Annotated in this window: 17 protein-coding genes; 6 read left to right on the top strand and 11 right to left on the bottom strand. The window is 48.4% G+C overall.

The features are described from left to right. Positions 1-72: 72 nt before the first annotated feature. Both OXH18_RS15190 and hemW read right to left on the bottom strand, forming a co-directional pair. Positions 73-2,748: a TonB-dependent receptor domain-containing protein gene (locus OXH18_RS15190; RefSeq protein ID WP_268607945.1), complete on the bottom strand. Its 2,676-nt coding sequence runs from the start codon at positions 2,746-2,748 to the stop codon at positions 73-75. 223 nt (positions 2,749-2,971) lie between these two features. Beyond that, positions 2,972-4,264 carry a radical SAM family heme chaperone HemW gene (gene hemW / locus OXH18_RS15185; protein ID WP_268613193.1) on the bottom strand — a complete coding sequence of 431 codons (1,293 nt, stop codon included), beginning with the start codon at positions 4,262-4,264 and terminating at the stop codon, positions 2,972-2,974. Positions 4,265-4,602: 338 nt separating this feature from the next. On the opposite strand from hemW, the gene OXH18_RS15180 reads away from it, so the two are divergent. The 4 genes from OXH18_RS15180 to OXH18_RS15165 all read left to right on the top strand — a co-directional run bounded on the left by OXH18_RS15180 (position 4,603) and on the right by OXH18_RS15165 (position 9,143). Beyond that, on the top strand, positions 4,603-5,682 hold the full coding sequence (locus OXH18_RS15180) for a PIN/TRAM domain-containing protein (protein WP_268607944.1): 1,080 nt from the start codon (positions 4,603-4,605) through the stop codon (positions 5,680-5,682). A gap of 31 nt (positions 5,683-5,713) precedes the next feature. Further along, entirely contained in the window at positions 5,714-5,896 is a 183-nt protein-coding gene (locus OXH18_RS15175; protein WP_268607943.1) for a hypothetical protein, read from the top strand. A 226-nt stretch (positions 5,897-6,122) separates the two neighbouring features. Continuing rightward, a complete protein-coding gene (locus OXH18_RS15170) occupies positions 6,123-7,976 on the top strand; it encodes a serine/threonine protein kinase (protein WP_268607942.1) in 1,854 nt (617 codons plus the stop codon). Between the two features lie 57 nt (positions 7,977-8,033). Continuing rightward, complete coding sequence (locus OXH18_RS15165; protein ID WP_268607941.1) at positions 8,034-9,143, top strand: PPC domain-containing protein; 1,110 nt, start codon at positions 8,034-8,036, stop codon at positions 9,141-9,143. 29 nt (positions 9,144-9,172) lie between these two features. Here OXH18_RS15165 and nei read toward each other — a convergent pair whose 3' ends face one another. From nei to rimO, 6 genes are all read right to left on the bottom strand, one after another. Then, positions 9,173-10,006, bottom strand: coding sequence for an endonuclease VIII (gene nei, locus OXH18_RS15160; protein ID WP_268607940.1), 834 nt, complete (start codon positions 10,004-10,006; stop codon positions 9,173-9,175). Positions 10,007-10,127: 121 nt separating this feature from the next. Next, a complete protein-coding gene (locus OXH18_RS15155) occupies positions 10,128-11,015 on the bottom strand; it encodes a M48 family metalloprotease (protein ID WP_268607939.1) in 888 nt (295 codons plus the stop codon). Between the two features lie 112 nt (positions 11,016-11,127). After that, a complete protein-coding gene (locus OXH18_RS15150; RefSeq protein WP_268607938.1) occupies positions 11,128-11,754 on the bottom strand; it encodes an NUDIX hydrolase in 627 nt (208 codons plus the stop codon). Positions 11,755-11,770: 16 nt separating this feature from the next. Then, positions 11,771-12,559 (bottom strand): 3'-5' exonuclease, encoded by a 789-nt coding sequence (locus OXH18_RS15145; RefSeq protein WP_268607937.1) that lies wholly within the window; start codon positions 12,557-12,559, stop codon positions 11,771-11,773. 71 nt (positions 12,560-12,630) lie between these two features. Further along, the gene (locus OXH18_RS15140) at positions 12,631-14,037 is read right to left on the bottom strand and encodes a DEAD/DEAH box helicase (RefSeq protein ID WP_268607936.1); all 1,407 of its coding nucleotides are present in this window, start codon (positions 14,035-14,037) and stop codon (positions 12,631-12,633) included. 9 nt (positions 14,038-14,046) lie between these two features. Next, on the bottom strand, positions 14,047-15,429 hold the full coding sequence (rimO, locus tag OXH18_RS15135; protein ID WP_268607935.1) for a 30S ribosomal protein S12 methylthiotransferase RimO: 1,383 nt from the start codon (positions 15,427-15,429) through the stop codon (positions 14,047-14,049). Positions 15,430-16,056: 627 nt separating this feature from the next. On the opposite strand from rimO, the gene btpA reads away from it, so the two are divergent. Both btpA and OXH18_RS15125 read left to right on the top strand, forming a co-directional pair. Further along, a complete protein-coding gene (btpA, locus tag OXH18_RS15130; protein ID WP_268607934.1) occupies positions 16,057-16,914 on the top strand; it encodes a photosystem I biogenesis protein BtpA in 858 nt (285 codons plus the stop codon). Positions 16,915-17,093: 179 nt separating this feature from the next. After that, the gene (locus OXH18_RS15125; RefSeq protein ID WP_268607933.1) at positions 17,094-18,059 is read left to right on the top strand and encodes a vitamin K epoxide reductase family protein; all 966 of its coding nucleotides are present in this window, start codon (positions 17,094-17,096) and stop codon (positions 18,057-18,059) included. Between the two features lie 124 nt (positions 18,060-18,183). On the opposite strand, the gene OXH18_RS15120 is transcribed toward OXH18_RS15125, so the two are convergent. The 3 genes from OXH18_RS15120 to OXH18_RS15110 form a co-directional block, all read right to left on the bottom strand. Continuing rightward, positions 18,184-18,780, bottom strand: a complete 597-nt coding sequence (locus OXH18_RS15120) for a DUF924 family protein (protein WP_268607932.1) — start codon at positions 18,778-18,780, stop codon at positions 18,184-18,186. 20 nt (positions 18,781-18,800) lie between these two features. Next, positions 18,801-19,184, bottom strand: coding sequence for a hypothetical protein (locus OXH18_RS15115; protein WP_268607931.1), 384 nt, complete (start codon positions 19,182-19,184; stop codon positions 18,801-18,803). A gap of 600 nt (positions 19,185-19,784) precedes the next feature. Continuing rightward, entirely contained in the window at positions 19,785-20,609 is an 825-nt protein-coding gene (locus OXH18_RS15110; protein ID WP_268613192.1) for an ABC transporter permease, read from the bottom strand. Between the last annotated feature and the right edge of the window lie 92 nt (positions 20,610-20,701).

Here is a 20,701-nt window from a genome sequence, read left to right as displayed (position 1 = left end):
ACGCAAATAGCTGTCTCTAAATACCAAAACCATCAATGAAGAATATTGGATGAGAATTCGATGGCGTAAATCTTAGAATCGGGTTCGCACCTGCACACCAACTGTGCGGCGATCGCCAAAATTACCACGAACAACACCCGCTGGAACAAAGGCCACGGTGATGTATTCTGTATCAAATAAGTTATTGGCAAACAGATAAATCCCCGTATTTTCAAATTCGTAGCCAATGCGAGCATTCACCAAGGCAAAGGGAGCTTGTTCGATTGTATTGGCATCATCGAAGAAGTATAATCCGACTCCTTGCAATTCAACTCTGCCAAAGAACCCACCGGGGCTGCGATATTGTGCGGCCAGGTTGTAGGTGTACTCCGGCGCATAAGTGAGTTGATTGCCATTGAAGTCTTCTCCGGTCAAGGGATTGGTATAGTCAGTGTATTCAGCATCCGCGTAACCAAAGCCCGCAATCAGTTCTAGTCCATCTGCTGGAATGGCTCGCAGTTCGGCTTCCAGGCCCACGACTCTAACATCGGCATTGGTGATATCGGTGAAGAAGCCCTGTTCATTGGGCAGCAGCACTTGATAGTCATTGATTTCATTGATGAAGCCTGCCAAGGTAAGGAAGAGACGATCGTTCAGCCAGGAGGATTTCAATCCAATCTCATAGTTCCAGGACTCTTCCTGCCGCACATTGTTGAGGGTAGGATCAGCAATGCTATAATTCAACGTCGCAGGTCGATAGCCGCGCGTGATGCTGCCATAGACAGCGGCATTGGGTATAAACCGATAGTTAATAGCAAACCGAGGCAGCAGAGTATCTCCATTAGTTGAATCCTCCACTTCACCGCTAGTAGTCACGGTCCCATCAAACGTTTCCGTTCGTTCACTCCGTTCTAGTTCATCACGAGAATATTCATAACGTAATCCGAGCGTGAGAGTTAAGGGGTCGATCGGTCTAAAGTCAACTTGACTGAATGCGGCTAGGGTGGTTTGCTCATACTCAGCAAAGGTTTCACCAAATCGAATATCGGGGATACCAAACAGTGCCGCACCCTCTGGAGTGTACTCAACTTGCTGTTGATCGATGGTAAATGTGCGATTTTGAAAGTAGGCTCCGACTAACCATCTCAACCGCTCTGCGGCTTCTGGAGAGTGGAAACGGAATTCCTGACTCCAAATATTGGAAATCACTTGTGAATTAAAGCTGTACAAATCTGCGGCAGTATAATCTCCGTCAGAGCGATAGCCGACATCACTGAAATTGTGGGCAGTGATTGAGGTAAATCGAAAATCGGAACCATCATACGCAACCCTGAGCGATTGAGCACTAACCGATAGATCCAGTTCACCAATCTCGTTCTCTTCTACTTCAAAGGGATTGTCCTGGTTCACATCCACATAAGTTACTCCACCATCTTGAGAGGCCGCCCCCAGAACATTCAACGATATATTCCAATCCTCTGCGGGTGTCCAGACTAAGTTGATTCGTCCAGCGATATCTGCCTGATCGTTAGCAGATTCATCTAGTAAGATATTTTCGGCAAAACCATCGCGGGCACTATAAGCCCCCGATACGCGAAGCCCCAACGTCTCAGGAATTAGCGTATCGCTAATGGAAGCCTGAATGCGGCGTTGATTGTAGGTGCCATACTCGGCTGCAAGCTGCGCTTCTAGAGACTCGCTGGGAGGACGACTAATGATGTTAACAACCCCTGCAACGCTGTTGCGGCCATAGAGGAGGTTTTGAGGCCCTCTGAGAATTTCTACTCGTTCAAGATCGAACAGTTCACCAGGAAAAAGCTGGTGAAAATATTCGATCGGCACATCATCGAGGTAGAATCCAACGCTGTCTCGCGTTAAGAAATTGCTGTTGCTAATGCCTCGAATACTATAGAAGTTGAAGGCACGATCGCCCACAGTTGTGAAAAAATTAGGCGTATTGGCTGCCACGTCACGAATCGAATTGATTTGTGCATCTTCAATCTGTTGCTCTGGTAGTACTGTCAAGCTAATTGGCACATTCAACGAATCTTCTGGCGTCTTCTCGGCTGTCACCAAGACGCGAATCGTCTCCTCAATGATTGATTCAGTTGGGACCGATTCAGGAGTCACACTAACTACCAATGCTTGCGCTTCCGATCGCACTGCTACCATTGGAGCCGCTTCGGTTCCGGTGATTGCAAGCCGGACACGATTTCCTGGTAAATTCTCGACGCTGATTCGAGCGATTCCCTCTGTTGGATTAACTTGCTCAAACTCGTTTGTTAACAACGCATTGGGAATCTCAACAATCAGGGCATTGCCCAGGGTAAAAGTTGTAGTAGAAGGAAGTGGTTCAATTGCATCCAAGATAATATCAACACCTACACCAAAAAGGTTGACTCGAACGTTCGTGATAACAGTCACCGATTGAGCTTCCAGTGATTCACCGATCGTTGTGTAGGGTTGATCAATTTCGCTTAGTTGAGTTGGCTGAACAGTTGGCGAGTCAGCGTATTCTGATTCAAGCTGCAAATTAGGCGAGACAGATGTACCTATTTCTAGAGTTGCTTCATCGAGCGTATCTTTATCTATATCAAAACTGAACACATCTAGAGGTAAGAAAGAATCTTCAATACTAAACCGACGCTCTCTTGTCTGCTCTCCAACAATCTCCGCTTCGCTAAATCTCTGAGTCTCAAATGCATAAGCAGGGGCAATCAGCAGCAAACACACCGTGCCTACTGGGCCAACACAAACTGAATATTTCATTTTAAGCGCACTCCTACACCCCACAAAACCTACACTCACACCGGACTGCGTCGAACGCTAGAACTATGAGGCATAGCAATTATTTACGTGATGAGAAATTGTGTCAAATGACGGACTGTCAAACATTATTTTGCTCGATATGAAACTCACAATGAGGTTTACTGAAGGGGTGCGTCGCGCAACTGCTGAACTTGTTACAGCAACTCCACGGCAAGTCATAACCCTAGGTTCTCTGCTCAAATAGCGCTGTTAGCACCACGTTCGAGAAAAGAAACCCTTCTGGATCGCTGAGACGAATTCGATCGATTTCAGGTAGTTCCCCAGATGGGTTTTCGCTCTGCCTTGTGAACTCGATCGGCTGTCCAGTTTGGTCTAGCAACTCCACCCAGCCTTGCTGAAGATACAGTTGCAAACAATCTAGAACTTGCTGAATGGTGTCTTTGCCAAACCGTACCACTAGCGGATCAATTGCCAATCCATCCGCAAGGCGCAAGCCCAGCATCAATGTATCCAGCAGTTGTTCGTCAAGAGAAACTACTGGACAATCGATCGCCCCTTGGCGCTGTTGTAAGGCTTGAACCCACTCGTAATACTCTCGTCGTTTACGCGGACGGGTGAAGCGTTGCCCGTTAACATAACTTGCCGCTGCCATGCCAAAGCCGTAGTAGGATCGATTCTCCCAATAGACACGATTGTGACGGCACTGATAACCTGGTTTGGCATAGTTCGAGATTTCGTAATGCTCATAGCCTACACAAGTAAGGGTCGCTTGGGCAATGCGATACATTTGCGCGGTCAGTTCATCCGTAGGTAACGGAGCCGTACCTGCTTTATACCAGCGATCGAAGGCAGTTCCCGGTTCCACCGTTAAGTCATAAACTGAAACATGGGTGGGGGCGAATGCAATGGCACGTTGCAGCGAATCCTGCCAGTTCTCTAAGGTCAAGTGCGGTAATCCAGAAATCAGATCGATGCTGAAGTTTGTTATCCCCACTTGATGAATCCACTCCACCGCCGTTTCAATATCATCGAGCGTGTGGGTACGGCCACAAGCGGCTAACAGTTCTGATTGAAACGCTTGCACACCCAAGCTAACGCGATTGACCCCCGCTGCTTTATAACCTTGCAGTCGCGATCGATCAAATGTGCCAGGATCGATTTCAATCGAAATTTCTGCCTGTCGTGTAATTCCAATATGTTGATCAAGGGTGGACAAAATTTTTTCGAGTTGCTCAACCGTCAACAGCGAAGGCGTGCCGCCGCCAAAGAACACCGTTTCCAGGGGTTCATCTGCTTGTACCATTGCAATCTCTCGGCACAGCATCTCGACATATTCAGCAATCGTACCAAATTCTTGCTCCGCTTGAGCTTGCCGACGAGACAGGGGCGGGCGATCGCCTACCACCGAAATCGGAAAGTCACAATAATAGCAACGCCGCCGACAAAAGGGAATATGGACATAAGCAGCCGTTGGGACTTGCCATGGCTCTAAACGGTCAAAACTCAGCAGTTGCATTGGGTGTGACATTGACTGATCGAGCATTTGCCCCACCCCATTAACCCTCTCTTTATCCATGATCCATCACTCATCACCAGTCCGATCCACTGCTCGTTAAGAAATTCTTGCTTAAGGAATTGTGTAGAAAAACCACTACAAAATCCTTCTTGTAGTAGGGCGATATAATGAGGCTGAGCAAGCCCAACTGTTAAGGTCTTTCCGATCGGTTTCCAGCCTCCGCCAGGTCCACCAGGAATCACTAGTTTGCTAGGAACTATTCAATCGTATCGATTCAACTTAACATTCGGTCTTGCTTTTGACCAGAACTGCACCCTTATCCAATCTGGATTGGAATCATGCTTGATGCCATCATTATTTTGTCATTCATCATAACAGGGGCAGGAATCGGCTTTTATGGCGTTGAACTGTTACCCAGTGATGTTTTAAATCAGGTGACAAGCCTGGAAGGGCTAAGCTTCGTGACAGCGGGATTTGGTGCATTAATTGGGTTGGCTGTGGGGTTGGTCGCTCAAACAGCCTATCGTCGAGTAGAGCGCCAAGTTCGAGAAATGCCAGTCGATATTCTATTGAGCCGATCGGTTGGTTTGGTATTGGGTTTGCTGGTGGCAAATCTGATGCTTGCCCCCATTTTTCTGCTTCCCATTCCACGCGAATTTGCCTTTATCAAGCCGCTAGCTGCCATTTTAGGCAGCGTCATGTTTGCCTTTTCCGGAATTAACCTGGCAGACATCCACGGACGCACCCTGCTGCGCTTAATCAACCCCAATAGCGTTGAGAGTATGCTGGTGGCCGAGGGAACCTTAAAACCAGCCACCACAAAAATTCTCGACACCAGTTGCATTATTGACGGTCGCATTGAGGACTTGCTGAGTACAGGATTTTTGGAAGGGCAAATTCTGATTCCGCAATTTGTCCTACAAGAACTGCAAACTGTGGCCGATGCCTCAAACGACCAAAAGCGGGCCAAGGGACGGCGCGGTCTAGATATCTTAAACCGGATGCAAAGCACATTCCCAGAGCGGATTATTATTCATCCGGCAGACTACGACGATGTCGCGACTGTTGATGCCAAGCTAATTCGCCTTGCTCAAGAAATTAATGCGACCTTGTTAACCAACGACTATAACTTGAACAAAGTGGCGAGTTTGCAGCGCGTGAATGTTCTCAACATCAACGATTTAGCCCAGTCTATGCGACCTGCATATTTGCCAGGTGACCTCATCGATCTCAAGATTCTTAAGCAAGGTAAGGAACCAGCTCAAGGGGTGGGGTATCTCGAAGACGGAACGATGGTAGTGGTCGAGGAAGGCGGCAGCTACATTGGCGACGAAGTCTCTGTTATTGTTACTGGAGCGTTACAAACCTCGGCTGGACGCATGATTTTTGCTCGTCCAGAAGCATCGGTGATGGCATAGCAGCAGAGAGATAAGGGGAGAACTGCTAGCTGTGCGATCGAACCGTGTGAAGCTCTGTCATGGCTGTGCTCAACCCGCTTCGACACTTTACCGAGTCCGTCAGGATGCATCGGCAAAATGGGTGTTTGTTTGCAAACACTGTTGGCCAACGGTGTATCAAAATAACCCGTACTATGTCTACGGCGGGACTTGGAAGGCTGATAAACAGCGGTAATTTTCTGTCAATTCTGGAGCTAGACCTCTTTTGCCTGTATACGAAAGTAGCCCGATCGCCTGTGAGGACTTTTCCAAATGTGGCAGAAAATAGTTTGTCAACTTGTCTGAAAACTGTCTTGATTAAGCAAGGAGGTGGCTGGCAATATTTGGATGGAACCTGCATGTCTCTCCAAGACACGCTCTTTCACTCTCTTGTTCTAGTTGTTATGCTCTGAATTTCTAACATGACGCCCCCTACGATTCTGAACCATCGATATCGAGTTGTTCGGGTCTTAGCCAGCGGTGGTTTTGGTGACACCTTTCTGGCTGAGGATAGCTTCTTGCCATCGAAGCGCCTTTGTGTCATCAAACAACTCAAACTACTGAGCAATAATTCGCAGGTTTATGAGATTGTTCAGGCAAGATTTCAACGCGAAGCAGCAATTTTAGAAGAACTAGGACGAGCAAGCAGCCAAATTCCAGAATTGTATGCTTATTTTGAGGAGTCCGGTCGATTTTATCTGGTTCAAGAGTGGATTGAAGGACAAACCCTTGCTTCCAAGGTGCGTCGTGAAGGGGTAGTGAGTGAGTTTGCCGTTAAACAACTGTTAGAGAAAACGTTACCCGTACTGGGGCATATTCACAATCGCGGCATCATTCATCGAGATATCAAGCCGGATAATGTGATTTTGCGCCACAGCGACGGCTTGCCTGTTCTCATCGATTTTGGTGCCGTGAAAGAGTCGGTGGGAACCATGGTAAATTCCCAAGGTCAAACCGTTAGCTCGATCGTGATTGGCACTCCCGGCTACATGCCGCCCGAGCAAGGCGTTGGTCGCCCTCTGTTCTCGAGTGATCTCTACAGCTTAGGGCTGACTTGCATTTACTTATTAACCGGAAAACAGCCGCAAGAGTTGCCCACTAATCACCACACGGGTGAGTTTGCAGCGTGGCGGACCTATGCTCCTACTGTTAGCGACCAGTTAACCGAAATTCTAGACCGATCGATTCGATATCATCCCCGCGATCGGTTTGTGACTGCCCAAGATATGTTGGCAGCCCTACAAGCAACAATGGCTCCCGCGACCGTAATGGCTCCAGTTGTTGTCGTATCCCCAACGGGTGCAACTGTGACTCCAGTTCCTCCTGTGGCTTCTATTCCGCCTACCCATCCCCATTTGTCCGTGCCTCCCGTAGCTCCATCTCCATCATTGCCATCAACCCCGCCTACTTCTCTGGTCTCTCCTTCAGTCCCACCTACCCAAGTCCGCCCCGCTTCAGACCGTCCTTCAGAGCGATCTGCCCGAGCGTTGGTTGCAGCAGGAATGACAGCGACGCTGGTTGCTATTTCCACAGGGGGGTTGTATTACTACTTGCAACAAATACGGCCTCAGCAACAAGTGCAGGCGAAGCTGGAAGAACTAGAGATGTTTCAGTCCCAGGGAGATTATCAGTCCTGTCTCAGTGCAGCCCGATCGCTACAAAGTACTGTCCAAAGCGGTTTTTCGGAAGATTTGCGTGCTCAGGTGACATCGATTGCAAATACGTGTGCGTCGGCGCAAGACCGAGCAACGCTGCAAGCCGCTGTCAATATTGCTTCTCAAGCCAACCCAAACTGGCAGCAGGCAATCGACAAAGCCCGAGAAATTCCTGAGACTTCTGTGATTTACCCAGATGCCGAGAAATTTATTCACGGCTGGCAGAAAAACGTGCTGCAAAATTATTTACAGAATGAGGTTCCTCAACGGTATCCTAGGCTTTCAGAAACCTTGCCTTCATTTAAGTTGGCTGTAGAAGAGGTGACATCTGAACAAGTAACCGTCAGCTATGACAGTGCTTCTAACCCTCGTCGGGCGGAACCAGAATCAATTCGGCGAACTACCGCTCTATTGATGGAATTATTGAGAGGAAATGGGGAAGAGGTAGCTCCTGTCTACACAGATTTCACTCAATTGGTCATTTATCCTCGGCAAGGGGATCAACAAGGAATCCTGCGCTCGGATTACTGGCAAACCTATCTCACCGAGAAAGGAGCAGGACGGTCGTTAGCTGAATTGCAAGACCGGCTAAAGGCCCAGATTCAAGTCGCCAACCGATGATGCAATCGAGTGTTGTAGAGTCAGAAACAGATCTAAAAACCCATAGCGGAGAATTCGATGTTGCCGATGCCAAAACCAAATAAAAATTGCAAACTTCACGGCTTTCTCTTAAAGAATGCAACACTTCAATCTTGGCTGACAGTCAGTGTTCTTTTAATTCAAGGGCTTTCAAGTCCCAGGGTTATCGCTCAAGACTTTGGCGGCGAATTCAATGAAATCGATCGAGCACCCGCCGAAGTCGCGCCCCAACCAGAAATTATTCCCCCAGAACCGCCAGCGATTCAACCGGCTGAAACGTTTGATTTCCCTCCAGAACCAGCCCCCATTGAGCCAGCGTTTGTTGAGCCAGCGCCCGTTGATCCGGGGCCTGTTGCACCAGTTCAGCCCCCTGTTCAAGCTGCCCCTGCACCAGAGCCTCCTCCGCGACCTGTTGCTGGCCCGCCCAGTCAGCCAGTTCTTACCAAAATCAGCATTGGAGACGTGGTGCCGGGAGTGTTGGGACGAGCCGATTATCTGGATGAACAAAATCGCCGCGTCGAAGTATATCAGTTCACCGGTCGTGCTAACGAATCGATCGTCATCACCTTGACGAACAGTAATGATCCGCGTCCCAATGGCTTAAGCCTCAACCCCTATATGCGAGTGCTCAATCTGTCTGCGCCTGAAGACCAACAGTATCTTGGTGGGACAATCACCCCTGGGGAGGCTCGCATTCCTACTGAGAATCCCCTCATTCCAGTAGACAATCAGCTTTTCCTGCGGCTACCAGAAACGGGCGAGTATGGCATTGTGGTTTATACAGACCCTGGCATGGAAGGACGCTATGGACTTCAAGTCAGCCGCGATCGAACGCGCTACTTTGTTGATACCGCAGGTGTCCTTTCGGACGAAAATGCGACCCTTGACATCGATAATAGCCCCTTCAGTACGGCTCAGTTTTCTGGTAATCGTGGACAAACAGTTCATATTAATCTCACTAGCCCTGACTTTGACCCCTATATCTTCTTGGTCAATGCAGAGGGAGAGGTAATTGCCGAAGACGACAACAGCGGCGGTAATTTAAACGCTCGCATTTCGATAGAACTCCCTGAGGATGGTCAATATTATGTGATTGTGAACTCACGCAACGCTACTGGACGGGGGCGCTACCGGTTAACGATTTACTAAAACGATCTACTAAAACGATCTACTAATAATTACCCCTCATCATCCGATCGTTGACAGTAAGGACAATAATACAATCGTCGTCCACTTAGGACTTCCTTAACGATCGCTGTTCCACAGACGTAGCACGGTTTGCCCCAACGATTAAATACCCAGTGACGATAGGCTTTGCGGGGGTGTCCCTGTTCCTTCAAGTATTGAGCTAGCTGCAAATCCGTGGTGATACCACGATGATTATAGGACTGATGGGGTAGGGCGATCGCGGCGGCAGCAAGTTGAGCAATCTGTTCAGAGGAACAATCGAGTGGGCGGTGGATGGGTGGCACTTTAGCAACGAACAACACTTCGCTGCGCAAATAGTTTCCTAGTCCGCAGAGAAATCGTTGATCGAGCAAAAGCCCACTTAAGCGGCGTCGCGAAAACGGTTTAAGGGTAAAACGTTGAATCACTTGGTCTACCGTGGTTGCATCATCTAGCACGTCTAATCCAAGTTGGCTTAGAAACGGATAGGTAGCCACTTCAGCCTCAGTGAGCACAGCAATCTCTGAGGCGCTATAGAGTAGGGCCGATTTTTTAGTATTGTGAATGGCTAGCCGCAACTGGCGATTGGTTTTCGGATAGGAGTGGGCTTTGCGGATGATCCATTTACCATACAGTTGATTATGACTATAGATGCTGAGTTGATTATCGAAGCGAATTAAAAGTGCCTTTCCTTTAGATTTTACAGAAACGATCGTTTGACCTTGTAAAACAGATTCATAGACTTTAAGGTGATCAAACGCAAAGAAGATATCAGTGACAATTTCGTGACCGATCGCGTCAGTAATGTCGTCTGCGGCTCGTTTAATTTCAGGTCCTTCTGGCATTGCCTCAGCGTAGAGATAGGTAAAAGGCAGTCATCTGATCCTAACAGCGAAGGGCGAGATGATCCCGCCCCATCAAGGCTTAATTGATAAATAGCCTCAATCATACTAACCTCAAGTACACTTAAGCTGCTGCCGTTTGAGGCTGCTGCTGCAATTGCTGAGCTAGTTCTTGCAAACGGCGAATCCGATCCTCCGTGGGCGGGTGCGTCAAGAACAGCGATCGCAGTCCGTCGGCTGAAAGAGGATTGATGATTAATAGAGGCGAAAATGCAGGATTACCGTGGATTGGAACTTTCTGCCCCATGGATTGCAGCTTCTCTAGCGCCCTAACCAGAGCCAATGGATTACCCGTAATTTCAGCGGAACCCTGGTCAGCAGCATATTCTCGTGTCCGAGAAATGGCAAGCTGAATTAAGGTTGCAGAAATCGGAGCTAAGATAATTAGAAACAATAGCCCCAGCGGATTATTACCCCGACGGTTGCCTGGCCCAACTGGCCCATATAGCGCCCCAAAGGTGAGAATCCGACCCAGAAAAGTAATCGCACCCGCCAAAGTTCCAGCTACAGCCTGAATCAAAGTATCGCGATTTTTGACATGGGTTAATTCATGGGCAATCACGCCTTCCAATTCGTCAGGCGAAAGCAGTTCTAAAATTCCCTCTGTCACTGCGATCGTCGCATGATTGGGATCGCGCCCTGTTGCAAAAGCATTCGGAGATTTACTTGGTGCAATAAACAGTTTCGGCATGGGAATTCCAGCCCGATCGCTTAACTTTGCCACCATATCATAGAGATCAGGAGCTTGTTCACGAGTGAGGGGCTGCGCCTGAAACGAAGCAAGTGCGGCTCGATCGGAATAATACCAGGAGCCGATCGACGTGAAGGCGGCAAAAATTAATCCAAGGATTAATCCCTGTTCATTACCGACCAAATAATAGCCGGCCAAAACAATTACACCACTCAGTAAGCCCAAGAGTGCAACCGTTTTAAGTTGATTAATTCCCAACATAATGATTTAAGGCATGAATGCAAGTGTAAGTTGTTATTCAACTTATCAGAGTTGTATCGGTGACACACTCTATCTACTGGTTGAATCTGCTTCTATGTCACCTGATACAGGGTTAATCAAAATCAGTGGGCCAATCTGGATGACGATGATGTTCAAATAAGCGTGCGATTTGCGAAGGCACAACCCGCGTCAAGGAAAGCTCTGGAATCTCGGACTCCTTAAAAAAGGCTGATTTTCCAGTTTCATAGCTTTCGGTGGGGGTGCCACCCCATAGATCACAGAGGAAAAATACTTTATAGGTGTGATGAATAAACGGTGGATGACCATGGCGGGGATGGCTGCGATCGTACAATGCCGCTAATTTTAAGGCTTTAACTTCATAGCCCGTTTCTTCCCAGACTTCCCGCTCCACAGCCACGCTAGGTGATTCACCTACATCTACCCAACCACCCGGTAACGTCCAACGCCCTCCATCTAACCGTTCCTGCACCAACAGAATTTGGTCTGCTTGAAACACGGCAGCACGTACATCCACTTTGGGCGTAGCGTATCCCGTTTCTTGCGCAAACAAATCTAAAAAATAACCAGGGTCTGCGTCAGTATGGGCAGACAAAATCTCAGCCGCTAATGCTTGAATTTGTTGATAGCGATCGATATCAAAAGGATTTTCGCTATAGGTTAAACCGTTTTGGGCAATCGCTTGCAGCTTTTGGGCCCATTCCAACCACCGTTCACTCATGAATGTTCAAACTTCTTCAGAAAGACGTTAATTGAGCATTACCTAGTTGTTCGTAAAATACTTGCTCTACCTCGCCACGACGATACATGAACGTCCCCATTTTGCCACGCCCCACAAACCGAGAAGAGATACCTGCCATATTTAAGCGAATTTGCCCTTCCTGAGGTGAGCAACCCAATAACTTGGCAGCATATTTCAGCGGCATCCATTGCTTGGCGAAACGAGCTAATAGTACCTCATCGGATTCATTTAAGATTTCGGTTAGCAACCGCTCTAGTAGTAACCAGCAGGCCAAGGCATCGGCTTCTGCTCGATGGGAGGTATCGACGTTGAATCGAAAATGTTTGACGAGTTTTGGTAAACGGCGCGAGGGCAGATCGGGCAGCATTAGCCGCGACAACTGCACTGTACAGAGTTGTTGCGATTCCGGTCGGTTAAAAACAGTCCCTAGGCGATCGTACTCTGCTTGCAGAAAGGGGTAGTCAAACTCTAAGTTGTGGGCCGTGAGCACGCCAGCATTCAACAGCGGCCAGTAGGAGGGAAAGATTTCAGCCGCCGCTGGCACATACTCCACCATTTTTTGCGTAATCCCTGTGAATTGAATGATATTGCTAGGAATGCGCATTTGTGGATTAACCAAATCGGTTTGTTGTTGCAAAATACCATCAACCAGCGTCGCGCGAAGAACCGAAAGCTCTATCACGCGATCGTGGCTGGGATATCGACCCGTTGTTTCCACATCTACAACCGTGAAGGGTTGCTGACTTAACTGGCGGTAGTGAGTTAGAAGTTGAGTAGACAACATGAAACTGAAAGGTGAGGGATTCGGAATCAAATTCTATCTTGTTTTATCCGTTATCCCGATTTCAGTTTGCACTAGGAAGAAACAGGAGCTTTGCGCTTAATTGGCTTGGATTTAGAGGGATAAGAACGGGACGAACGAGGTTCATCGACGGGCACTTCTTCGTAATTTGGTTCCAACCGCATCCAAGTAGGACGTGTTTGGTCATAGGCCATTTGCAGAGCCGCTGCCGCAATCATGTGAGGCTCGATCTCTTCGCTGAGTTGGGCTACAATCGGCAAAAAGGAGGCAATGCGCTCACTAGAAAGCGTTTCCCGCAAACGATCTTGCAATTTCTGTAGATGGCGCGCCTCAATTTCAGCCCGGGTTGGAATTGTACCAATTTCCAAACGTTGGCGAATGTGTCGCTCAATATCGCGCAATTTACGCTTGTCTAATGGATGAATGATCGAGATTGCGGTTCCTTCTTTGCCGGCTCGTCCAGTCCGTCCAATGCGGTGCACATAGCTTTCAGCGCTATCAGGCAGATCGTAGTTAATCACATGGGTCAAATCTTCCACATGCAAGCCACGAGCCGCAATATCGGTGGCAACCACCCAGCGCACTTGTCGTTGCCGGAATCTTAACAACAACCGCTCTCGTTGCGACTGACTGAGATCGCCATGATATTCGTCAACGCTGTGTCCCGCCGCCTGAAGTTGACGCGTTAGTTCTGCCGCTGCCTTGCGAGTGCGCACAAAGATCAATGCCGATTCCGGATCTTCCATTTCCAAAATGGGTTGAAGTGCGCGAGCCTTCGTCCACCCACGCGGCACAATATAGGCAACTTGGTTGATCCGGGCTGGCGCCGCTTTGGGTTGCTCAACTGTAACCGTGACGGGCGATCGCAAAAACTTAGCGGCCAGTTCCCGAATAGAGGGGTCCATGGTGGCCGAGAAGAACGCAGTTTGCCGTTCTGCTGGGGCTTGGCTAAGAATTTTTTCTACGTCTTGAATAAAGCCCATGTTTAGCATTTCGTCGGCTTCATCCAACACAATCCAGTTCAACTGATCGAGGCGTAAATCACCGCGATTGAGTAAATCTAGAACTCGTCCTGGTGTGCCCACTACAATTTGAGAGCCACGCTGCAACCGCCGAATTTGAATATCGATCGACTGCCCCCCATAAATTGGCAGTACATGCAGCCGTTTATCGTGATTAAAAGCCCGAATGGATTGATAAACCTGAATAGCTAATTCACGAGTCGGAGTCAGAATTAAAGCTTGAACCGCACCATTATTTAAGTTGATGCGCTCTAAAATTGGCAGCGAGAAAGCGGCTGTTTTGCCAGTTCCCGTTTGAGCTTGTCCAACGACATCTCGTCCGGACAACAAATGTGGAATCGCCTGTGTCTGAATCGCGGTTGGAACAGTAAACCCAACTTTTTCTAGGTGGCGAACTCTGGCTTCAGATAGACCAAGGCTATGAAATGAAAGAGTCATTGAGGCTCCTTAATGAGTGTGGACAGAAACGCGATTCAGCGCTCCTTGAACATGAGAGGTTAAGGCTGGAGGTGTGAAGTCTACAACGTGACCATACAGGTCATATACATCGGCATCATCGATCGCAACTGGAACCATTGCACCCAAACGGGCTTCTCCGTGGACGTATACCAAACCATCAACATCAGGGGCAAATCGAGCAGAACGACCGATCAATTCTCCAGTTTCTGGATTTTCCTGCTCAATCAGCACATCGACGACCTTACCAATTTCGGCTTGATTCTTCCGCAACGAGATCGGCTGTTGCGCCTGCATCAAGGTGTCGCGCCGATCGTCTATGAGTTCCTGCGGCACTGAATTGGGCAAATTGTAAGCAGGGGTTCCTTCTTCGGGAGAAAAGGTGAAGACACCTACGTGATCAAAAGCATGGCGTTGAACAAACCGATGTAAATGTTCAAAGTGTGCCTCTGTTTCTCCAGGAAAACCCACAATGAACGTTGTGCGTAAGACTGCATTGGGCAATGCCGCTTTGATCCGCTCAATGATGTTGTCATTGACCTGACCTTGCCAAGGACGATTCATAGCCCGCAAAATCTCAGGATGTGAGTGTTGCAGTGGCAGATCTAGATAAGGCAAGACATTAGGAGTTTCGCGAATAGCAGCAATGACGTTGGGCGTCAATCCGGTTGGATAGGCATAATGCATCCGAATCCAAGGAACTTCGACTTCACCCAACGCCCGCAATAGCTCGGCTAGTTTCGGTTCTCCATAAAGATCCAGGCCGTAATTGGTAGTAATTTGTGAAATCAAAACAATCTCTTGTACGCCCTCGGCCGCTAGTTGTTTAGCTTCGGACACAATCGACTCAATCGAGCGCGATCGTTGATTCCCACGCAATTTGGGAATAATACAGAAAGCACAGCGATAGTCACACCCCTCCGCCACGCGCAGATAGGCAACACCCTCGGTTGTGGTACGGTAGCGTGGAACGGTTTCATCAGCGATGTAAGTTGGTTCTTGCGAAATGGCTTGGACTCGTTCTCCAGCCTCGACTCGTTGTACGACCTCAACAATCTTGTGATAGTCTCCTGTTCCAACCAAGGCCACTGCTTCGGGCAAAGCGTCCAGCAATTCTTGCTGAAAATGCTGCGCCATACAGCCCGTAATCACAATCTTCTTGTTAGCTTCTGCTAGCTCAACCAGAGTGCGAACCGACTCTTCGCGTGCCGCCTGAATAAAACTACAGGTATTAACAATAACGTAATCGGCTAGTTCCTCATCCGAGTCCACTTGATAGCCCGCCTGCACTAGCAGTCCTAGCATATGTTCAGTGTCAACTCGATTCTTTTCGCAGCCTAAATGAGAGATGGCAATCGTTGGCTTGTTGCCCATGCAAATATCCGCTCTACAAATGAGACAAAATGGTAGTCAATTGGCGAAACCGTGGCGATCGCTGTTATCAACGGACTAGACCTTTGCCTCATCATCCGCTTCGACAATGTGCCCGACAACGTCTTCCGACGCTTCTCGACATATGTCCGAATCCTGACAGTTGCCCGACGTATGCCCGACGCATGCCCAGCGGATACCGTCAATCGCAATCGCGTTCCTACGAGATGCTAACTATCTTAACACAACCCACCCAAATTCTTGTAACATTCCTACACATCTTTGCAAAATTAGAGGGGAACAGGGGGGTTTTGTTCACTTGTTTCGACAAGAATGGGCGATTCCTAGCTTGGGATCAGCAAAAACCGTGCTGTTATAGAAATGACTCAAAGACTCAAACTGGCAAAAAGTAGTCCGCGGGTCTGTAAGAAAGGGGGTTGTTTTCTAGTCTAAGCTAGAAAGCGAGACCGTCTAACTGGAATCTGCCTTAGATCGATCGGAAACCGACAAGCTGTTAAGGTACATTTAGTAGGGTAGGAAAATTCTGTTTTTGCATGAAATTTCCTGCACTTGTGTACTCGGTTGTATGAAACCGTTTATTTGTGAGTCCGTTTTGACCTAGCTAAACACGTGGACTTAAACCAAATCTTTAAAACTACTAATCCTATTGTTGGAGTCGTTCATTTATTGCCGCTGCCAACCTCTCCGCGCTGGGGAGGAAGTTTGAAGTCAGTGATCGATCGGGCTGAACAAGAAGCAACCGCACTGGCTTCGGGCGGCGTTGATGGCATTATTGTGGAAAATTTCTTTGACGCTCCGTTTCCGAAAGACTGTGTTGATCCAGCGGTGGTCAGCGCCATTAGTCTCGTCGTGCAACGATTACAGCATTTGGTGACGTTACCTATTGGGATCAATGTATTACGCAATGATGCCCACAGCGCGATGGCGATCGCTACCTGTGTCCAAGCTCAGTTTATTCGTGTCAATGTGCTGACCGGTGTCATGGCCACAGATCAGGGATTGATTGAAGGACAAGCACATCAACTGCTACGATATCGCCGCGAGTTGGGCAGTGATGTCAAAATCCTGGCAGATGTATTGGTTAAACATGCCCGTCCACTCGGTTCGCCGAATCTGACCACCGCTGTACAAGAAACGATCGAGCGGGGCTTGGCAGATGGCATCATTTTGTCAGGATGGGCCACTGGTAGCCCACCTAATCTTGAAGATCTAGAGCTTGCCCGTGCTGCCGCTAATGGTACTCCTGTTTTTATTGGCAGCGGGGCTAATTGGGAGAATATTCCTCACTTAATTCAGGCAGCAGATGGGGTAATTGTTTCAAGTTCTCTGAAACGTCGCGGGCAAATTGAGCAGCCGATCGATCCCATTCGCGTGAGTCAGTTTGTGGAAGCTATGCGGCGCAGTCTACCTGTGAAAGAATCATCGCCTATGCGAACGTCGCATCCAGTGCCTTCACAAACGGGTTAATTGGCATGAAGAGTTCTGTCTTGGGCAATCAAAGTTGGTAGCTGCCCGGTTCGGTTGGCTAAACTGAAGGAATTAATCAAAATTGTTGAATTTGAAATCAACCATTTTGGGCACTTTGAGACAGAATAGAAACGTCAGAACTTTTAAGTTCAATTGAAGTTTAATTATGGGTGGGGTTTATGAGAAGCCGTCGCCGTCAAGCGCCTTGGATGCATCGTCGGTCTCGTTATTTGATTGCAGGCGTTGCAGGTCTGGGAGCGCTAAATACTGCCTATCTCACTGCAACAAAGCTGTTTGGCGGAGAAACCACTTGCCCTACAGATGGTTGCAAGCAGGTGCTCTCTAGCTCTTATGCGGAAGTGTTTGGTGTGCCGCTGGCTCTGTTTGGGCTGTTGGCCTATTTGAGTATGGCTGCGTTTGCGCTCGCACCGTTGTTTGTAAATCCAGATAGAAACAAGCAACTGCGTACGAATTTGGAAAATTGGACTTGGATGCTGCTGTTTGCTGGCTCTACGGCCATGCTAGTGTTCAGCGCCTATCTCATGTACATTATGTTTTCCCAGTTTGTAGCCAACTACGGACCAGGAGGCATTTGTTACTATTGCTTAGCATCGGCAATTTTTGCCTTAGCATTATTTGTGCTTACTCTCCTGGGACGCGCGTGGGAGGATCGGGGACAGCTTTTCTTCACCGGCATCATTGTGGCGATGGTAACGATCGTTGGCACATTAGGCGTTTATTCTGGTGGAAATGGTGGACAGCTTGCCTCGGCGGATGTAGCAGGCGCGACAGGGCCACAAATTACGACCGTATCGGGGGCTTCTGAAATTGCACTTGCGCAGCATCTTACCAATATTGGTGCCAAAATGTATGGAGCTTACTGGTGTCCACACTGTCACGACCAGAAGCAGTTGTTCGGGCAAGAGGCGGCAGCCTTGATTACCTATATTGAGTGTGCCCCAGACGGACAAAATTCTCAAGCTTCAACCTGTCAAGCTGTTGCCCCTGATATTAAAGCGGCAACGGGGCGAGAATTTGGATTTCCGACTTGGGAAGTGAATGGTCGATATCTAGTGGGAACTCAATCACTTCAGGCTTTAGCAGATGCATCTGGATACCAAGGCCCGCGAGAGTTTAGTAACTGAGAAGATTTTGGAAAGACCGATTTAAGAAACTGAAACGACATCGGGAGGGGTCCCTCCCTTTTTTGTGTATATCCGTCTTGAGTATTTGTCCGTTGGGGTATGTCTGTTTGGTTCACATGCTAGCTCAAAACGAAGAACCGGGCTGTTGCAGAAAGGTTATTTCGGCTGGCGTCGAAGGGCGTCCCAGTATGCGATTGCGGTGAGGAAAGCGACCGAAGCGTTCAATTATCGCTTGATGGCGTTGGGCATAGTCCAGACAATCTGCCAAGTCGGGGGTGTCAGCAACTAATGCCTCGAACAACTGAACACTCTGGTGTTGATCGTCCAAGTTCTCGCTGTGCTCTAGAGGGAGATAGATAAAAATGCGCTGGATTGGCTCCAACGCCCGATCGACATGCTGAGCAATACTCTGCTTTGCAATGATGAGAGCCTGAGTATCCGTCGCAAACGCCCGAGGCATATTCCGAAACATATTGCGAGGAACCTGATCCAACAGCAAAATCAAGGCTAGATTTCCTTGGGGCGTGTCTCGCCAGCCTTCTAATTCTCCATTCGCCGCTTGTTCATAAAGAGAATGAAACCGATCGCGGATTTCTCGATCGAATTCAGGATGTTTGCCAAACCAAAGTCTGCGTCGTTGCGAGTAGTGCGCATCTGGCGTGTTCGGAATGCCAAACCAAAACTGCAAGACGGACTCGATCGACGACGGTAAATGAGCCATCACAATCAGTTGATTCTACTCTAATCAGCTTGAGGTTGTGTGACTGGAACTGTAGTAGGCATATTTCCAGGCTGCTGCTCTAACGCTTCTCGCTGCCTTGTCCGAAAATTTTCGGCTTCGCTATTAATATTGGTTTGCTGTTCTCGCGAAAATTCGTAGGGATTGCGAATCGCTCCCTGCTGGGCCCGATGGATCAAGTCAAACATATCTAGCCCCGTGTCTCCAAAGGCATTCGGATCTTGGTCACTGCTGCCCGTTCGTTGAAGTGCATCGCTATTGGCAGATTGCGCGATTGCTGGCATTGTCGAAAGCAACAGGGTTCCTGTTAGCGCAGATAGAAGGATAGAAACCGATCGCAACATACATTGAGGGCGAGTAGCCGATTGATAAATTTGCTTGATCATAGCTTGCATAGAATAGGGCTTAACTACCATTTGATCTTCACTTAATTTTTTCACTCGGTGACATGGATGCTTAGTTCAGTTTATTTGACTAAAGCAATTTCGCCTAAAGACGACTGACCAAATCAATTTGCTCCTGTTTGCTCCTGAAATACATCGATTTTAACGTTAGGTAGAGATATTAAGCCTCAAGCTTACTCTATAACAACTTAGACACAGCCTAAACTCGTACCAGTTTCAGTTGTGAACGCGATGGATGAGACTCCCTCTAACCTTCCCTGACTTAAGAAAAGTGCCGCAGGCAGGTGAGGGATAATTTGGTGCGAATACGATTTAGTAGATCAATAATTACCTATTTCACAATTACCTATTTCACGCGGCGTGTAATTGTTTGAACAAGGTGGATGAATCCTGCATCACCCTCATCCCCACCCCTATTTCCGCGCATAGGAGAAGAGGGAACCGAACCTGCTTCTAGCTCCCTCCTCGTGCAGATTAGGAAACAGAGCGGAGAACAAGATATTTGCACATTGCGTTATTTCCGTAACAGCACCATTGTCAGGCGGGACGTTTCACCTTTTAGGCTATTCCTTTGCCAAATTTTTAAGCGATCGATCGACGCAACAAGGGGCGAATGCTGAAAAAGACAATCGCACTGAAACCGAATAGAACCAGCAGGGCCGTCGCCATCGTGATATCTGCAAACGGGGTCTGCATGACCACATCGCCCAGGGACCAGTGAGCATGGGTATAAATATGGCGGATTGGCTCGATCGCATAGCTCAAAGGATTAAGGCTAGCAACAACTTGCAACCAAGTTGGCATAAAGGACAAGGGCGCAAGTGCTGTACTCGCAAACAGCAAAGGCAGGTTCGTGACAAAGATGACCGCAATCAGTTCAATGTGCCCTGGTAAGGCAAACGCTAGCCCCAGACTTAGAGCCGTGACACCTAGCACCAACAGCAACACGATCGCCGTCACCAGCGCCAAACCAGCAGCGCCCGGCAGTCCGGCTCCCAAAACAGAACTCATCGCAACAATTGCGGCTGTTTGCACCAAACTCATAGTGGCAATAAACAGAGCAGACGCAAGCACAATGGAAAGTCGAGACGTGAGCGGAGCTACTAGCAAGCGATTTAGAAACCCAAACTCGCGATCGAACATTACTGGCAAGCCAGCATTGAGTGCTCCGCCAAATGCTGTGAAGACAATGACGCCAGCCGCTAAAAACTGTCCGTAGTTTTGACTGCTGCCAAACAAGCCCTGGGGCACATTCTGGAACAAAGCTCCAAAAAGCACTAACCACATCACAGGTTGAATAATTCCCGCAATCAGCGTGGAGGGGCGCCGCTGAAGCTGAATAAATAGCCGCCGCGTAAGGGCAAACGTTTCTTGGGTAAATTCGCTGAAGCGTGATGAAGTCGTCATCGCTCCAGTAGATGATCCAGACGATCGGGTCGATTCGTCCAGATTCGCTTGGGGCGGTGTAACAGTTTGACTCATCTTCAATGTCCTCGTTG

It is taken from the genome of Thermocoleostomius sinensis A174 (assembly GCF_026802175.1).
Classification (GTDB): Bacteria; Cyanobacteriota; Cyanobacteriia; order Elainellales; family Elainellaceae; genus Thermocoleostomius; species Thermocoleostomius sinensis.
This window is presented reverse-complemented; position numbering and strand designations above follow the sequence as displayed.

What these genes read in the sequence shown, in the direction of transcription:
- OXH18_RS15145 (WP_268607937.1), bottom strand. Translation starts at nt 12,559, where the DNA reads ATGTTGTCTACTCAACTTCTAACTCACTACCGCCAGTTAAGTCAGCAA.
- OXH18_RS15155 (WP_268607939.1), bottom strand. Translation starts at nt 11,015, where the DNA reads ATGTTGGGAATTAATCAACTTAAAACGGTTGCACTCTTGGGCTTACTG.
- rimO (WP_268607935.1), bottom strand. Translation starts at nt 15,429, where the DNA reads ATGGGCAACAAGCCAACGATTGCCATCTCTCATTTAGGCTGCGAAAAG.
- nei (WP_268607940.1), bottom strand. Translation starts at nt 10,006, where the DNA reads ATGCCAGAAGGACCTGAAATTAAACGAGCCGCAGACGACATTACTGAC.
- OXH18_RS15190 (WP_268607945.1), bottom strand. Translation starts at nt 2,748, where the DNA reads ATGAAATATTCAGTTTGTGTTGGCCCAGTAGGCACGGTGTGTTTGCTG.
- OXH18_RS15150 (WP_268607938.1), bottom strand. Translation starts at nt 11,754, where the DNA reads ATGAGTGAACGGTGGTTGGAATGGGCCCAAAAGCTGCAAGCGATTGCC.
- OXH18_RS15120 (WP_268607932.1), bottom strand. Translation starts at nt 18,780, where the DNA reads ATGGCTCATTTACCGTCGTCGATCGAGTCCGTCTTGCAGTTTTGGTTT.
- OXH18_RS15180 (WP_268607944.1), top strand. Translation starts at nt 4,603, where the DNA reads ATGCTTGATGCCATCATTATTTTGTCATTCATCATAACAGGGGCAGGA.
- OXH18_RS15140 (WP_268607936.1), bottom strand. Translation starts at nt 14,037, where the DNA reads ATGACTCTTTCATTTCATAGCCTTGGTCTATCTGAAGCCAGAGTTCGC.
- OXH18_RS15165 (WP_268607941.1), top strand. Translation starts at nt 8,034, where the DNA reads ATGTTGCCGATGCCAAAACCAAATAAAAATTGCAAACTTCACGGCTTT.
- OXH18_RS15115 (WP_268607931.1), bottom strand. Translation starts at nt 19,184, where the DNA reads ATGATCAAGCAAATTTATCAATCGGCTACTCGCCCTCAATGTATGTTG.
- OXH18_RS15170 (WP_268607942.1), top strand. Translation starts at nt 6,123, where the DNA reads ATGACGCCCCCTACGATTCTGAACCATCGATATCGAGTTGTTCGGGTC.
- OXH18_RS15125 (WP_268607933.1), top strand. Translation starts at nt 17,094, where the DNA reads ATGAGAAGCCGTCGCCGTCAAGCGCCTTGGATGCATCGTCGGTCTCGT.
- hemW (WP_268613193.1), bottom strand. Translation starts at nt 4,264, where the DNA reads ATGCAACTGCTGAGTTTTGACCGTTTAGAGCCATGGCAAGTCCCAACG.
- OXH18_RS15110 (WP_268613192.1), bottom strand. Translation starts at nt 20,609, where the DNA reads ATGACGACTTCATCACGCTTCAGCGAATTTACCCAAGAAACGTTTGCC.